General features: G+C 62.1%; 15 protein-coding genes. 8 read left to right on the forward strand and 7 right to left on the reverse strand.

Annotated features, from left to right (window positions below):
• Positions 1–13 precede the first annotated feature (13 nt).
• Both ACIP8I_RS04135 and ACIP8I_RS04140 read left to right on the forward strand, forming a co-directional pair.
• Positions 14–217: a co-regulatory protein PtrA N-terminal domain-containing protein gene (locus ACIP8I_RS04135; protein WP_400758883.1), complete on the forward strand. Its 204-nt coding sequence runs from the start codon at positions 14–16 to the stop codon at positions 215–217.
• A gap of 80 nt (positions 218–297) precedes the next feature.
• Positions 298–630: a DUF2790 domain-containing protein gene (locus tag ACIP8I_RS04140; protein WP_400758885.1), complete on the forward strand. Its 333-nt coding sequence runs from the start codon at positions 298–300 to the stop codon at positions 628–630.
• 54 nt (positions 631–684) lie between these two features.
• Here ACIP8I_RS04140 and ACIP8I_RS04145 read toward each other — a convergent pair whose 3' ends face one another.
• The gene (locus ACIP8I_RS04145) at positions 685–1,536 is read right to left on the reverse strand and encodes a CAP domain-containing protein (RefSeq protein ID WP_400758888.1); all 852 of its coding nucleotides are present in this window, start codon (positions 1,534–1,536) and stop codon (positions 685–687) included.
• Between the two features lie 199 nt (positions 1,537–1,735).
• Between ACIP8I_RS04145 and ACIP8I_RS04150 the strand changes: the two genes are divergently transcribed.
• Positions 1,736–2,356: a cell wall hydrolase gene (locus tag ACIP8I_RS04150; RefSeq protein WP_400758891.1), complete on the forward strand. Its 621-nt coding sequence runs from the start codon at positions 1,736–1,738 to the stop codon at positions 2,354–2,356.
• Here ACIP8I_RS04150 and ACIP8I_RS04155 read toward each other — a convergent pair.
• Entirely contained in the window at positions 2,353–3,240 is an 888-nt protein-coding gene (locus ACIP8I_RS04155; protein WP_400758893.1) for a LysR family transcriptional regulator, read from the reverse strand. The two genes, ACIP8I_RS04150 and ACIP8I_RS04155, sit on opposite strands and share 4 nt — an antisense overlap.
• A 103-nt stretch (positions 3,241–3,343) precedes the next feature.
• Between ACIP8I_RS04155 and ACIP8I_RS04160 the strand changes: the two genes are divergently transcribed.
• Positions 3,344–4,753 (forward strand): MFS transporter, encoded by a 1,410-nt coding sequence (locus tag ACIP8I_RS04160; RefSeq protein WP_400758895.1) that lies wholly within the window; start codon positions 3,344–3,346, stop codon positions 4,751–4,753.
• Between the two features lie 86 nt (positions 4,754–4,839).
• Here ACIP8I_RS04160 and ACIP8I_RS04165 read toward each other — a convergent pair whose 3' ends face one another.
• Positions 4,840–5,553 carry a murein L,D-transpeptidase catalytic domain family protein gene (locus ACIP8I_RS04165; protein ID WP_400758897.1) on the reverse strand — a complete coding sequence of 238 codons (714 nt, stop codon included), beginning with the start codon at positions 5,551–5,553 and terminating at the stop codon, positions 4,840–4,842.
• A gap of 149 nt (positions 5,554–5,702) precedes the next feature.
• Between ACIP8I_RS04165 and ACIP8I_RS04170 the strand changes: the two genes are divergently transcribed.
• The 3 genes from ACIP8I_RS04170 (at position 5,703) to ACIP8I_RS04180 (ending at position 10,108) form a co-directional block, all read left to right on the forward strand.
• Entirely contained in the window at positions 5,703–7,319 is a 1,617-nt protein-coding gene (locus ACIP8I_RS04170) for a murein L,D-transpeptidase (protein ID WP_400758900.1), read from the forward strand.
• 177 nt (positions 7,320–7,496) lie between these two features.
• Positions 7,497–8,405, forward strand: coding sequence for a glutaminase B (glsB, locus tag ACIP8I_RS04175; protein ID WP_027611723.1), 909 nt, complete (start codon positions 7,497–7,499; stop codon positions 8,403–8,405).
• Positions 8,406–8,605: 200 nt separating this feature from the next.
• A complete protein-coding gene (locus ACIP8I_RS04180) occupies positions 8,606–10,108 on the forward strand; it encodes an aldehyde dehydrogenase family protein (protein ID WP_400758903.1) in 1,503 nt (500 codons plus the stop codon).
• A 128-nt stretch (positions 10,109–10,236) separates the two neighbouring features.
• Here ACIP8I_RS04180 and ACIP8I_RS04185 read toward each other — a convergent pair whose 3' ends face one another.
• Entirely contained in the window at positions 10,237–10,896 is a 660-nt protein-coding gene (locus ACIP8I_RS04185) for a carbonic anhydrase (RefSeq protein WP_400758905.1), read from the reverse strand.
• A 61-nt stretch (positions 10,897–10,957) separates the two neighbouring features.
• Positions 10,958–11,425 carry a cyanase gene (gene cynS, locus ACIP8I_RS04190; protein ID WP_097090280.1) on the reverse strand — a complete coding sequence of 156 codons (468 nt, stop codon included), beginning with the start codon at positions 11,423–11,425 and terminating at the stop codon, positions 10,958–10,960.
• A 120-nt stretch (positions 11,426–11,545) separates the two neighbouring features.
• Between cynS and cynR the strand changes: the two genes are divergently transcribed.
• Positions 11,546–12,421 (forward strand): transcriptional regulator CynR, encoded by an 876-nt coding sequence (gene cynR / locus ACIP8I_RS04195; protein WP_400758908.1) that lies wholly within the window; start codon positions 11,546–11,548, stop codon positions 12,419–12,421.
• 187 nt (positions 12,422–12,608) lie between these two features.
• Here the strand turns inward: cynR and ACIP8I_RS04200 are convergent, their stop codons facing one another.
• On the reverse strand, positions 12,609–12,938 hold the full coding sequence (locus ACIP8I_RS04200) for a hypothetical protein (RefSeq protein ID WP_003226040.1): 330 nt from the start codon (positions 12,936–12,938) through the stop codon (positions 12,609–12,611).
• A 511-nt stretch (positions 12,939–13,449) separates the two neighbouring features.
• Positions 13,450–13,953 (reverse strand): GNAT family N-acetyltransferase, encoded by a 504-nt coding sequence (locus ACIP8I_RS04205; protein WP_202369847.1) that lies wholly within the window; start codon positions 13,951–13,953, stop codon positions 13,450–13,452.
• Positions 13,954–14,127 lie beyond the last annotated feature (174 nt).

Genomic DNA, 14,127 nt, shown 5'->3' on the forward strand with positions numbered 1-14,127 from the left:
CGAGGAATCAACCATGAAATTCGCCCGACTGAGTGCCTTTGCAACTGCTCTGATGCTGTCGTCCCTGGCCATGGCCGAAGGCGGTGGTGACCGCACGTTCGACCGGATGATGAGCGCCAATGAGCGCGCCGTGGAGCTGTTCGTGGCCAAGGAAAAAGCCGCTGCCAACCCGGTGGTGGTCAATGAAAAGAAAGAGCAGAAAATCCAGGATCTTTAACGCTGCTTGAACCTGAAACAAGTCCGTCATCGCGCATCGACGCCGGGCTTTTTTTGAGCCTGGACGGGAAGGAGATGGAGATGAAAATGCTTAAGTCGATGGTGTTCGCTGGCGTCATGGCGATGTCCGTGAATGCACTGGCCGAGGGCGGCGGTGATCGTACCTTCGAGCGTGCGTTCAGCGCCAACGCCAAAGCCATGGAGCAATACGCGGCTGAACGCGGCAAAGCGGCGCCGGTGGTGACCGAATACGAATACGGAATGAAGCTGGATGTGGTGAAAATCGTCAGCGTGGTGAAGCCGCAGCCAGCGTGCTCGGTGGTGCCTACGGCCATGACTTACGAAGATTCGCGAGGGCAGCTCAATACGCTCAAGTACAGCGTGGCGGGTGTGTGTCGCAACAGCGGGGGCTGACCAGCGCCTGTTGCCTGCAGGCGCTGTCGCAGGAGTGGTGCATCCGCTAGCGGATTACTGTGCACCAAACATAGCGGTCCAGTAGATCCCGGCGCTGCTCTTCGGATCGGTCGCGTAGGCGGCGCCAAGTTCCTTGTATTGCGGGTTCATCAGGTTGGCGCAGTGGCCGGGACTGGCGAGCCAGCCGTCGACGACCTTGCGCACAGTGTCTTGCCCGGCGGCGATGTTTTCGCCGACCAGTTGCCCGCTGTAGCCGGCCAGTTCGGCACGGTCACCGGGTGTGCGGCCGTCGCGGTCCTTGTGATCGAAGTAGTTGTTGTTGGCCATGTCGCGGCTGTGATCCTGGGCGATCGTGCCCAGGCTCGCGTTCCACGCCAGTGGCCCGGCAGCGGCAAAGGCCTGGCCGCCGCATTGGCGCGGCTGGGCGCGGGCGGCGTTGAGTTGTTCGAGCAACTTCTGGCCTTCGCTCTGCGCATCTCCCAGCTTCGCCGAGAGCAACGGTCGCGCCAGCACAATGCGCCAGTCCCGATCGGCGCGGCTGACACCGACATCGACGAACTGCGGATCCAGCACCACCTGACAGAAGCTCTCCTGAATTGCCTTCATCGCCGACGCTGCATCCCGTGGGCCGTTGAGGGTGATCGCCTGCACGTTGACCATCGGGTAGCTGGCGCTGGCCATGGCCTGTTGCAGATCGACCGCACCGCTGGCCGGCAGTCTCAGCCGCGGATCGGCCGACAGTGGTGGCAATTCGTTGGACGCCTGGCTGCCGCAACGCTGCGGTTGGCTACGGTAGGCGTTGATCGACTCGATCAGTTGCGACTCGTCGGCAGCCATGGCCGAAGCGGCTACGGCCAGGCCCACGGACAGCGTGGCAAAACGCAAGACGGATGGCATGAAGCGCATGGAAATCTCCCTTGAGCTGAGTGCGTTCATGATGCGCGAAAGGCCCCCGGTCAGTGCAATGTCTTTTTCTTCATCGAGCGGCTTTTTCTGCGGAACGTTGCGCCGGTATTTGCCGTCTACACTCTCCGAAGGCCCCGGGAACCGGGCGTCTCCCCCACGAAACACCTTGCCCGGAACGGGCGCTGCCGGAAGAACTGACATGGGATTGAAATGGTTGGCTGGCTGTTTCGCATTAACCCTGATGGCCGGTGTGGTACTGGCCACCGATCAGGCCCCGATCAAGGCCAAGGCCGAAGAAAAAGCCCAGGTGCTGGAAGAGAAGGCCGCCGACAAGGTCAGCGCGGCGCCGGCACCCAAATCCGAAGCGATCACCCCCACTGAAGTACAAGCCGTGGACCCGGCGGGCACTGCGCCGCTGGACGATCCGATCACCTGCCTGGCGCGCAGTATCTACTGGGAAGCCAAGGGCCGCGACACGCTGGAAATGGAGGCGGTGGCCAACGTGGTGATGAACCGCCTCGGCCATGACGGCTTCCCCGACACCGTGTGTGCAGTGGTCAAGCAGGGTTCGGAAACCAAGAGTTGCCAGTTCTCCTGGTGGTGCGATGGCAAGGCCGATCAGGTCAAGGAAGACGCCGAATACACCCTGGCCAAGGACATCGCCGGCAAGGCCCTCAACCGCCAGTTGCCGGATCGCACCCATGGCGCACTGTACTTCCATGATCGCAAGGTGCATCCGAGCTGGGCCAAGGAGTACAAAAAGACCGCCGCGGTCGGCAAATTCCTGTTCTATAAACCGGCCGGCGGCGATGCGCGTTAGACGCAGACTTCCCGTACACAGTTGCGCAGCCAGCGGTGCGCCGGGTCGGCGTCCATCCGTGGGTGCCAGAGCATCGACACGCTGATCGGCGGCATCCTGAAGGGCAGGGCGAAGCTGTGCAGGCCCATGCGCAGCTTGCTGGTGTGACGCTCCGGAACCGTGGCGATCAGGTCCGATTCGCGGACCAGCGTCAACGCCGCCGAAAAGCCGCCGAATGACGTGACGATATCTCGCGTCAGCCCCGTGGCGAGCAACGCTTCGTCGACCGGGCCACTGCTGCGCCCGCGCCGTGAGATCAGAATGTGCTGGCCGCCGGCGAAGCGTTTGCTGCTGATCTTGCCCGAGCTCAACGGATGGCCTTCGCGCACCACACCGATCCAGTGATCCTCAAACAGGATGCGGCTGTGCAGCGTCGGATCGGTGCTGTCGTCGACCACGCCGGTCTCCAGATCGACCCGGCCTTCGCGTAGCGGCGTACTGTCCTTGTCGGCTTTCTGCACAAAGCGCAGGCGCACGCCGGGTGCTTCTTCAGCGATGCGCGCGAGCAGCGCGGCGGCGAAGGTTTCGACAAAACCGTCGGTGTTGCGCAGGGTGAAGGTGCGCTGCAACTGGCCGGGATCGAGCACTTCGGCGGGGCGCAACAGCGCCTCGGCTTCCTGCACCAGAGCGCTGACCCGTTCGCGCAATTCCAGCGCTCGCGGGGTCGGCACCAGACCTCGGCCGGCGCGCACCAGCAACGGATCGCCAGTGGTTTCGCGCAGACGGGCCAGGGCGCGGCTCATCGCTGACGGGCTCAACCGCAGAATGTGCGCGGCGCGGGCGACGCTGCCTTCGCGCAACAACACGTCGAGGGTGATCAACAGGTTCAGATCCGGTGTGCTCATGACATGGCGTTCCATGCAGGTATCAAGTGCAAAGCATGCGTCTTGCGCCTTGCCTTGTCGAGACGCAGGCTATGCCGTCTGACCTTTGCACCAGGAGCGCCCGATGCCCGGATCCCCCTTGCCCCCTCAAGCCCGCTGGGCGCTGACCAGTCTGGCGCTGTCGATGTTGATGCCGTCGCTGGACACCAGCATCGCCAATGCCGGATTACCGACGTTGGCCACAGCGTTCAATGCGACGTTTCAACAGGTGCAGTGGATCGTGCTGGCGTACCTGCTGGCGGTCACCACGTTGATTGTCAGTGTCGGGCGCCTGGGCGATGTGTTCGGGCGGCGGCGCCTGCTGCTGATCGGCATCGGCATTTTTACCAGTGCGTCGCTGTGCTGTGCGCTGGCTCCGGGGTTGGGCTGGTTGATCGGCGCACGCGCAGTGCAAGGCCTCGGCGCGGCGATCATGTTCGCCTTGACGGTGGCGCTGGTGGCGGATGCGGTACCCAAGGCGCGGGCGGGCAGTGCGATGGGCTTGCTGGCAACCATGTCGGCCACCGGCACCAGCCTCGGGCCGTCGCTGGGTGGCCTGCTGATCGCGCATGTCGGCTGGCCGTCGATCTTTGTCCTCAACGTGCCATTGGGCCTGCTCAATGCGTGGCTGGTTTATCGCTATCTGCCGGCGGATCGGCCAGCGAAGTCGAGGGTCGCGTTTGACTATCTCGGCAGCGGGGTACTGGTGTTGACGCTGGCGGCCTACGCGCTGGCGATGACAGTTGATGGATTCACCCTGATGTTGTTGCTGGTCAGCCTGTGCGGCGCAGGCGTGTTTGTCGCGGTCGAGATGAACGCCAGGGCGCCGCTGATTCGTCTGTCATTGTTTGCCGACGCGCGTCTGAGCAGCAGCCTGGCGCTGACGTTGCTGGTGACGACGGTGATGATGACCACGCTGGTGGTCGGGCCGTTTTACCTGAGTCGGGGGTTGGGACTGGGCAGCACCGTGGTCGGTCTGGCGTTGTCGGTCGGCCCGCTGCTGGCGGCATGCGGCGGGGTGCCGGCCGGGCGTCTGGTGGACCGCTTCGGCGCACGGCGAGTGGTGCCGGGCGCGTTGCTCGGGTTGGCCGGTGGTTGCAGTTTGTTGGCGCTGTTGCCGATGAGTTTCGGTCTGCCGGCGTATCTGCTGCCGATGGCTGTGGTTGCCAGCAGTTACGCGTTGTTCCAGGCGGCGAACAATACCGGGTTGATGGCGACGGTCAGTCAGGATCAGCGCGGCGTGGTATCGGCCTTGCTCGGGCTGGCGCGCAATCTCGGTCTGATCACCGGCGCGGCGGTCATGGGCGCGGTGTTTGCCTTCGCTACGGGCGACCCGACGCAAGCCCCGGCCGAAGTCATCGGCAGCGGCTTGCACAGCACGTTCGGGGTTGCGGCGGCGCTGATGGTCATGGCCCTGATCATCAGCCGAACCCGGATCACCCGTGGCAGCGGCCAGCCCAGCCAGAGCGCTGCTGACGGAAACAAATCCCTGTAGGAGCTGCGGCACGCTGCGATCTTTTGATCTTGCCATTGAAAAGCAACGTCAAAAGATCGCAGCGTGCCGCAGCTCCTACAGGATTCTCAGCTGGCGTGGGTACTCAAGATACTCGCCACCTGCTGTGGCTGGCAGTTGAGGTACGGCGAGGATTTCAGCCAGCGCTGGTCCGGGTACCAGGAGAACATGAACTGGCCGTCCTTGAGTTTGTCGATCACCTGCTTTGCCACTTGCGGGCGCACCGCCGGGCAACCCTGGCTGCGACCGATGCGGCCCTGACGCTTGCTCCACAACGGATTCACGTAGTCGGCGGCGTGGATCACGATGGCGCGGTCGCGGGCCAGGTCATTGAAGCCCGGCTCCAGACCGTCCATGCGCAGCGAATAACCGTGGGTGCCCTTGTAGCTTTCCTGGGTGCGGAACAGACCGAGGCTGGACTGGTAACTGCCTTCGCGATTGGAAAACTGGGTGGCGAAGTTTTCCCCGGAATTCGAACCATGGGCGACCAGATCGCGCAGCACCAGTTTCTGTCTGCTCAAGTCGAAGATCCACAGCCGGCGGGCGGTGGAGGGTTGCGAATAATCGATGATCGCCAGATGGCGTGAGGGTCTCGCGCCATTGTTGACCGCGCATTGCATGGCGCTCAAGGCACCTTTCAGCGCTTGGGGATTGAGTTCCGGCGCGGCGTGGGCGAGGCTGGTGAAGAGAACCGGCGATGGCTTACCGGCGGCGAAAGCTGGGCTGCTCACGACGACGAGGGTCGCGCTGGTCAGCAGAAGTCGGCGCAAAAACGTCAACATTTATAAAGTGTCCTCACTTGCTACTTATTTGGCACTTTGGCTCCTGACTCCCAGTCATACCCGACAGACCCCGGTTTCGAGCCTGACTGTTCAGCGCACCTGATGTAAGGTTGCCGTCAATGAGACGGCCACGGATTGGAGTAAAGCAGTTGTTCAAAAAGTACGCATGCTACTTGAGCATTTGTCTGCTCGCTGCGCCGTTTGTCGCTTGCGCCGATGAGCCGTTGCCGCCGTTGCAGACCCTGCCGACGCCGCCGGCGGAGATGCCGGTCGAACCGCAAAGTCCGTTGCAAGCGGTGCTGATCGGTTTGCCCCAGGCGTGCCCGGCGATTGCCGCGCACTTGAGCGGCGCCGCGCTGACGCAATTGCAGGCGTTTTATCAGCAGCAGGACTGGCTGCCGGTGTGGGCCAGCGAGTCCGGGCGTTTGCCGGCCTTGCGCGCGCAGTTGCAGCTGTTGGCCGATGATGGCCTCAATCCCAAGCGCTACCCGGTGGTGGCCAATCCGCCGCAGGACGGCGAGTTGTGCGCCGATATCGACATTACTCGCTACTACCTGCAAGCCCTGCAGGACCTGCATTACGGTCGTCTGCTGCAATCGCATTTCGAGCCGCTGTGGCATTCCGATGACACCCCGCGTGATCGTCAGGCTGAATTGCTGGCGATCGCTGTACCCGGTCTGCACGACATCAAGACCGCGTTCGATCTGGCGCGTCCGCGTCTGGCGCAGTACCAAAGCCTGCGCCACCTCTACGCCAGCCAGCGGCTGCAAGCCTTGCCGCACTGGCAGTCGGTGGGCAACGGCCCGTTGCTGCGCCCGGCGATGGAAGACAAACGCGTGCCGGAACTGGCCCAGCGCCTGTACAACGAGGGCTATCTGACCCACGCCATCGGCACGCCCGGCAATGCCTATGAGGGTGTGCTGGTGGAAGCGGTGAAGAGCTTCCAGGCCAACCATTCGTTGCAGGCCGACGGAGTTGTCGGGCCGGGGACGATCGCCGAACTCAACATCAGCCCGCTGACGCGCCGCGAACAATTGCGCGTCAATCTCGAACGCTTCCGCTGGCTGGCCCAGGACATGGAGCCCGACGGTTTGCTGGTCAACGTCGCCGCCGCCGAGCTGACCCTGTACCAAGGCGGCGTGCCGGTCTGGCAGACCCGCACTCAGGTCGGTCGCGCCGAACGGCAAACCCCGCTGCTGAAATCCCGGGTCACCCGTCTGACGCTGAACCCGACCTGGACCGTGCCGCCGACCATCTGGAAAGAAGACAAGCTGCCGGCGATCCGCAAGGACCAGACCTTCCTCAGCCGGCAGAATCTGCAGGTGCTCGACGCCCATGGCCAACCATTGGCTGCAGCGGATATCGACTGGGACAACCCCGGCAACATCATGCTGCGCCAGGACGCCGGGCCGCGTAATCCGCTGGGGCAACTGGTGATCCGCTTTCCCAACCCGTTCGCGGTGTACCTGCACGATACGCCGAGCAAGGCCCTGTTCGACAAAGGCCCACGGGCGTTCAGCTCCGGCTGCGTGCGGGTCGAGCACCCGATGCAACTGCGCGATCTGTTGCTGACCCCGGCGGAACGTACGCGCACCGACACCTTGCTCGCCACCGGCAGCACCCACGAATTCCGCCTGTCGGCACCGGTGCCGATCCTGATGACCTACTGGACGGCGCAGGTCGGCAAGGATGGGCAGGTGCGTTATGCGCCGGATATCTACAGCCGCGACAGCGCACTGCTCGCCGGCCTCGACGGCGCCCACTGACCGACACCCTGTAGGAGCTGCCGCAGGCTGCGATCTTTTGATCTTGCCTTTCAAAATCAAGGTCAAAAGATCGCAGCCTGCGGCAGCTCCTACAGGGTTTGTGTGATTCCGCAAGGTTGCGCAGCGTCTAGCCCCAGTGTCCCCGCAATCCCATGGGGCGAGACTTCGGAACCCGGCATGCAAGCGCTGTTGAACGAGATTCTTGACGCTGTCCGGCCCCTGATCGGGCAGGGCAAAGTGGCTGATTACATTCCCGCCCTCGGCACCGTGCCGGCCAATCAACTGGGCATCGCCGTATATGGCAACGACGGCGAAATGTATTGCGCCGGCGACGCCGAGACGCCGTTCTCGGTGCAGAGTATTTCCAAGGTTTTCAGCCTGGTGCAGGCGATCGAGCATTCCGGTGAGGCGATCTGGGAGCGCCTGGGGCATGAGCCGTCCGGCCAGCCGTTCAACTCGCTGGTGCAACTGGAGTTCGAACGCGGTCGCCCGCGCAATCCGTTCATCAATGCCGGGGCGCTGGTGATCTGCGACATCAATCAATCGCGCTTCGCCGCGCCGGCCTTGTCGATGCGTGACTTCGTGCGGCGCCTGTCGGGCAATCCGCAGGTGATCGTCGACGGCAAAGTCGCCGAATCCGAGTACCAGCATCGCGCCCGCAACGCGGCCATGGCGTACCTGATGCAATCGTTCGGCAACTTCCATAACGACGTCGAAGCGGTGCTGCGCAGCTACTTCAGCCACTGCGCATTACGCATGAACTGCATCGATCTGGCCCGCGCATTCTGCTTCCTTGCCAACGACGGTTTCTGCAAACACAGCGGCGAACAGATCCTCACTCGGCGCCAGACCCAGCAGGTCAACTCGATCATGGCCACCAGCGGCCTGTACGACGAGGCCGGCAACTTCGCCTATCGCGTCGGCCTGCCGGGCAAGAGCGGGGTCGGCGGCGGGATCGTCGCGGTAGTGCCGGGGCAGTTCAGCGTGTGCGTTTGGTCGCCGGAACTCAACGCTGCCGGCAACTCGCTGGCGGGGATGGCGGCGCTGGAGATGCTCAGTTCGCGGATTGGCTGGTCGGTGTTCTGACCCAATCTTCCAAACACTGCCAAACCCTGTGGGAGCTGGCTTGCCAGCGATAGCGGTGGTTCAGCAACATCAATGCTGGGCTTGCCGGCCTCATCGCTGGCAAGCCAGCTCCCACAGGTTTGATGGTGTTCGTAGAAGGTGTGTTTCAGCGCAGAATCCGCTACATTTTCCGGCCGCCCCTCTTATGGTGAATCCGCTTCATGTCTCTTGCGCTCGAACGTCTAGTCGCTGGCACGCCGATCCCTTTCGCTGGTAACCGCGTGACCGTGGTCAGCCCTGAACTGGCGGCGCGGTTTCAGCCCGGTGATCACCTGCTGGTCGAGCAGGTGAGTGGCGAGCTGTTGCTGATTCCTGTGGTCGATCAACAAGCGGCTGCGGTGGCAATCGAGCGTGCAGCAGCGGCATTTACTGCACTTTCGGCGGTGTCCGACGAGGCCATCAGCCATTTCTTCGATCTGTTCGCACAACGCCTGGAAACCCCGGAGTGCTGGGCCTTGATCGAAGCGGCGAACCTGACCGACATCGAGCGCGCCAAGGCCCGTGGTCGCTCGACCACCCGACTGCTCGCCGACGAGCGCATGCGCCGCGACATGATCGCCGGGCTGCGCGCCTGGCGGGATGCACCGGCCACGCGCGGCAAAGTCATCAGCAGCGTCGAACACGACGGCTGGAAGGTCGAACAAGTGGTGTCGCCGCTGGGCATTGTCGCCTTCGTGTTTGAAGGTCGACCGAACGTGTTCGCAGACGCTGCGGGCGTACTGCGCACCGGCAACACTGCGGTGCTGCGCATTGGCAGCGATGCGCTGGGCACCGCGCAAGCGATCGTCACTCACGCGCTGAACCCGGCGCTGGCCGATGCCGGCCTGCCGGCGGGGGCGGTGTCGCTGGTGGAAAGCGTCAATCATGCCGCCGGTTGGGCGATGTTCGCCGACCGGCGTTTGTCGCTGGCGGTGGCCCGGGGTTCGGGGCGTGCAGTCAGCCAGTTGGGCAGCATCGCCCAGCAGGCCGGCACGGCGGTCAGCCTGCATGGCACCGGTGGCGCGTGGTTGATTGCGGATCGTGATGCTGATGCCACACGTTTCGCCGCCGTGGTGCGCAATTCGCTGGATCGTAAAGTCTGCAACACGCTGAACGTTTGTCTGATTCAACGTGATCGTGCCGCCGAACTGGTGCCGCTGTTCCTCGATGCACTGCAGCAGGCGGGCAGCGCACGCGGGCAGGGCTGCAAATTGCACATCGTCGCCGGCAGCGAAAGCTGCCTGCCGGCCGAGTGGCAGAACGCGACGGTCGAGGTCTATCGTGCCGAGGGTTATCAGACCGAAGCCCTGGCTGAAGCGCTGGCGGAGTCCGAATTGGGCCGCGAGTGGGAATGGGAAGAAACCCCGGAAGTCAGCCTGATGATCGTCGACGATCTGGATCAGGCGATCGCGCTGTTCAACCGCTACAGCCCGCAGTTCACGGTGTCGTTGATCAGCGAGGATGCTGCTGCTCAGGAACGCTTTTACAACGCGGTGAACGCGCCGTTTGTGGGTAACGGGATTACCCGCTGGGTCGACGGTCAGTACGCGCTGAACAAGCCGGAGCTGGGGCTTTCGAACTGGGAGAGCGGTCGGTTGTTTGCGCGCAGTGCGATTCTTTCGGGGGATGGGGTGTTTACGGTGCGTAGTCGCATGACCCAGATCGACCTCAGCGTAAAGCGCTGATCTGAACACCAAACTTGTGGCGAGGGAGCTTGCTCCCGCTGGTCTGCGCAGCGGACCGAAAAAAGCGAGGGCCGCTGCGCGCCGCAGCGGGAGCAAGCTCCCTCGCCACAGGGTTGCACTGTTCTCCTTCAGGCGGCTGCGCTGGTGTTTGCCTGAATGGCACACGTCGCAGGCTGCTCAGCCAGCGGTACAAACGTACGGCGGTCCGCCGCCAGCGCATCGATCGAGCCGGTCTCGATGTCATACACCCAGCCATGCAGGTTCAGCAGGCCTTTCTCCTGCGCCAGGCGCACGCTCGGGTGGGTCTGAATATTCGCCAGTTGCGCGATCACGTTTTCCCGCACCATCGCACTTAATTTCGCCGCGTCATTGGCATGGGGCCGCGCCTCGTTCACCACTTTCGCCGACTCGGCATGTTGCAGCCAGCCGCTGACGGCAGGCAGGTGATCCATGCATTTGCACTGGGCAATCGCGGTCATCGCGCCGCAATCCGAATGGCCGCAGATCACGATGTCAGTCACCCCAAGCACCGCCACCGCATATTCCACCGTCGCCGAAACTCCGCCCGGATGCGGGCTGTAGGACGGCACGATATTGCCGGCGTTGCGGATCACGAACAGCTCGCCGGGTTCTTGCTGGGTCAGCAGTTCCGGTACCACACGGCTGTCGGAACAGGTGATGAACAAGGTCCCGGGTTGTTGAGTGGTCGCCAGGTGTTTGAACAGTTCTGTGCGTTGCGGGAAGGCTTCGTTCTGGAACTTCAGGAAACCGTCGATCAGGGCTTTCATGGGCGTGTCCTCATTGAACAAGAGAGCGGTCGGCCCGCACGCGGGGTGCGGGCCTGGCGGATCAGAACGGACGCAGCGGCAGGAACTTGCCGTCGAGGGTGACCACGGCGCGTGAGCCGCCTTCCGGGTCTTCGACTTTCTTGATGTCGAGCTTGAAGTTGATGGCGCTGATGATGCCGTCGCCGAACTGCTCGTGCACCAGGGCTTTGAGGGTGGTGCCGTAGATCTGGATCATCTCGTGGAAGCGGTAGATGGTCGGGTCAGTCGGCACGCCGCTGAGGCTGCCGCGCAGCGGGATGATCTGCAGGGCGGCGACGGCGTCGGCGTCCAGCTCGAGTTTGTCGCCGACCACTTGCGCGGCGTCTTGCGGCAACGGGTGCTGGCCGAGCAGGGCAGCGGTGACGTAGGCCAGGCTCAGGCCAGTGCCATCGGCCAGATCCTGCCATGACAGATTCTTGCGGGCCTTGATGTCGAGAATGCGAGTGGTCAGGGCCAGGCTGGCATCGTTGTAGGCGTGGGACTGTTGCATGGTGTCACTCCTTTCAAGGTTGGCTTGCGGTGTGGGAGCCATCTTCTGCCGATTGATCCATAGCGTCCAAGACCGATATACAATGCTTCGCATAAGTCCTGCCTATAGATGGTGAGCCCCATGCTGCTGCGACATTTGCGATATCTGCTGGCCGTGGCCGATCACGGCGGCTTCACCCGGGCGGCGGAGGCGTTGCATGTGTCGCAGCCGACCCTTTCGCAACAGATCCGCCAACTGGAAGAAAGCCTCGGGGTGAATCTGTTTGATCGCACTTCACGCACCGTTAGAGCCACCGATGCCGGCGAGGCCTACATTGAATGCGCACGGCGCGTGCTGGTGGAACTGGAAGCGGGCAAGCGCGCGTTGCATGACGTGAAGGATCTGTCCCGTGGCAGTCTGCGCCTGGCCATGACCCCGACGTTCATGGCGTATCTGGTCGGGCCATTGGTGCGCGACTTTACGGCGCGCTATCCGGGCATTCATCTGCAGATTTTCGAGTTGTCGATGGACGACATCGAGGCGGGGCTGGCTGACGATTCGCTGGATGTTGCGATTGCCTTTACGCCGGTGCGCAACCCGGACATCGAATGCATTCCGGCGTTTACCGAAACCCTGGGGATCATGGTCGGGCGCGAGCATCCGTTGTACGAGAGTCAGGCGGTGCTGACGGCGAGCGATCTTGCGCAACTGGATTTCGCCTTGCTGGCGCCGGACTTCATCACCCGATTATCGATCGATGAATACTTCCGTCAGCACGGGATCACGCCACAGGTGCGGATCGAGGTGAACTCGGTGAGTACCTTGCTGGAAGTGGTGCGTCATTCGCCAATGGCGACGATGTTGCCCGAAGCGATTGCCAGCGAAGACCGGGCATTGCGTCGCTTGAGCGTCGAGAACGAAGCGCCGCAGCGTGGGGCGGCGTTGTTGCGGCGGCGCAATAATTATCACAGCGCGGCGGCGGTGGCGTTTGTGAATCTGGTACTGCAACGCCATTGACATCTCACTGTAGGAGCTGCCGAAGGCTGCGATCTTTTGATCTTGATCTTGATCTTAAAAAACAAGATCAAAAGATCGTCCGATCGCGGCCCGAGCCTTCGGCAGCTCCTACACGGAGTTTTAGGGAGCAATAAAAAGGGCCTGCTTCTTATGGGAAGCAGGCCCTTTTATTTATTGAAGTTGTAAATCAGTAGAACCGGTCAATCACCCGAACTTCATTCTTGTTCTGCATCGAATCCCACGCCTGTTTCAGCGTCTGCAGCACATTGCCAATGAAGTCCTTGTCGGCCGCAGCTTTCTTGCCGACATAACCGTGGCCGCGGCGGTACATCTTCAGGCGGGCCAGCAGGTTCTGGTGGCTGCGGTCGAATTCTTCTTCACCAGCGTGGGGCGACAGGCAGTCGATATGCACCTGACCCGACTTGCTGATCCAGAGAATGTGGCTGTCGTGGCTGTCTTTTTGCGCAGCGAACATACGAGCCAGTTCTTCGATAGTAGGTTGATTGTTCAGATTCATGATGTTTGCCCCTTGACCAGTCTGGTGATCTTTCAAAGTTGATTCGCTAATACAGGTAGCCCATCGGTTAGTTGATCCCTGGCACCGAAACCAGGACGTCAGCGGTCGCCCGTGTGAAGTACGGGGTCATGCGTCTGTTGCATGTAGTCGTGTTGAATAACTGCTACGCAATAGCGTCACAACGAGGAGAAGCAGCGAAAACCGGGAGGCTCCTTGACGACGTTTTCAGGGTCGACCACAAGCGTCTTGAGAATTTTCGCCAGCGCTTCTCGTCCTTGTACTGGACGTTCAGGCCAGGTCAGCTTCTTCAATCTGCCTTGTGGGCAGCGTGTATCCGGAAAAAACAACTCGGCGGTCAGACGAGTTTGCTCAAGCGTGTTACCGATGTTCCCGATCGGGGAACGTCTTCATCATGCAAAAGCAAAACGGTGCCGTCAACGGTTTTGTAGTGATTATTTTTGTTCACTACATATTGTCGGACAAAGCTGTTTTGGAATGAGAAAAGATCCGTTCAGGCAACGGATGCAGGGGCGCGCAGGACGTAGAAGGTGCAGGGGTAACCGTCCACGGTGCGCTGCTGGCGGGTGACTGCGCCGCCAGTCAATTCGGGGATCAACCTGGCCCAGAAGCGCTGCGCAGGCAGGTTGGCGTCGATGTGGAAAATCTGCCATTGACCGGGCAGACGGCTCAAGAGGGCAGAGACGACAAACTGCGCGACGCCTTGGCCACGAAAGCGTCGGGTGAGGAAAAAGTAGCCGATGTTGTGTTCGGCGCCGTCGATGTGGGTGTCGTCATCCACGGTCACGAAGCCGGCCAGTTCACCGTCGACGCGGATCAGGAACGGTTGGGTAGCGGGATTGCGCCAGTAATCGTCTTTCTGCTGAATGCTGAAGAAACCGTGTTCGCCGAGCTTCAGCGGTAGCCATTGGCTGAAGTCGTACATGTAGAACTGCATGAGGTTTTCGATGGTTTGCAGTTCGTCGCGGTGGGCGGGGTGCAGTTCGATGGTGGGCATGTTCAATGAACTCCAAAAGGGAGACTTAAGAACCCTGTGGCGAGGGAGCTTGCTCCCGCTGGGGCGCGAAGCGGCCCTAAAGCCTGCAATCGCGATGTTTCAGATAGACCATAGTTGCAGGTTTTGCGACTGCTGCGCAGCCGAGCGGGAGCAAGCTCCCTCGCCACAGGGAAT

The organism is Pseudomonas sp. NPDC088414 (assembly GCF_044753325.1).
Classification (GTDB): Bacteria; Pseudomonadota; Gammaproteobacteria; order Pseudomonadales; family Pseudomonadaceae; genus Aquipseudomonas.

What these genes read in the sequence shown, in the direction of transcription:
- ACIP8I_RS04160 (WP_400758895.1), top strand. Translation starts at nt 3,344, where the DNA reads ATGCCCGGATCCCCCTTGCCCCCTCAAGCCCGCTGGGCGCTGACCAGT.
- ACIP8I_RS04155 (WP_400758893.1), bottom strand. Translation starts at nt 3,240, where the DNA reads ATGAGCACACCGGATCTGAACCTGTTGATCACCCTCGACGTGTTGTTG.
- cynS (WP_097090280.1), bottom strand. Translation starts at nt 11,425, where the DNA reads ATGCAACAGTCCCACGCCTACAACGATGCCAGCCTGGCCCTGACCACT.
- ACIP8I_RS04185 (WP_400758905.1), bottom strand. Translation starts at nt 10,896, where the DNA reads ATGAAAGCCCTGATCGACGGTTTCCTGAAGTTCCAGAACGAAGCCTTC.
- glsB (WP_027611723.1), top strand. Translation starts at nt 7,497, where the DNA reads ATGCAAGCGCTGTTGAACGAGATTCTTGACGCTGTCCGGCCCCTGATC.
- ACIP8I_RS04180 (WP_400758903.1), top strand. Translation starts at nt 8,606, where the DNA reads ATGTCTCTTGCGCTCGAACGTCTAGTCGCTGGCACGCCGATCCCTTTC.
- ACIP8I_RS04145 (WP_400758888.1), bottom strand. Translation starts at nt 1,536, where the DNA reads ATGCGCTTCATGCCATCCGTCTTGCGTTTTGCCACGCTGTCCGTGGGC.
- ACIP8I_RS04140 (WP_400758885.1), top strand. Translation starts at nt 298, where the DNA reads ATGAAAATGCTTAAGTCGATGGTGTTCGCTGGCGTCATGGCGATGTCC.
- ACIP8I_RS04150 (WP_400758891.1), top strand. Translation starts at nt 1,736, where the DNA reads ATGGGATTGAAATGGTTGGCTGGCTGTTTCGCATTAACCCTGATGGCC.
- ACIP8I_RS04205 (WP_202369847.1), bottom strand. Translation starts at nt 13,953, where the DNA reads ATGCCCACCATCGAACTGCACCCCGCCCACCGCGACGAACTGCAAACC.
- ACIP8I_RS04135 (WP_400758883.1), top strand. Translation starts at nt 14, where the DNA reads ATGAAATTCGCCCGACTGAGTGCCTTTGCAACTGCTCTGATGCTGTCG.
- ACIP8I_RS04165 (WP_400758897.1), bottom strand. Translation starts at nt 5,553, where the DNA reads ATGTTGACGTTTTTGCGCCGACTTCTGCTGACCAGCGCGACCCTCGTC.
- cynR (WP_400758908.1), top strand. Translation starts at nt 11,546, where the DNA reads ATGCTGCTGCGACATTTGCGATATCTGCTGGCCGTGGCCGATCACGGC.
- ACIP8I_RS04200 (WP_003226040.1), bottom strand. Translation starts at nt 12,938, where the DNA reads ATGAATCTGAACAATCAACCTACTATCGAAGAACTGGCTCGTATGTTC.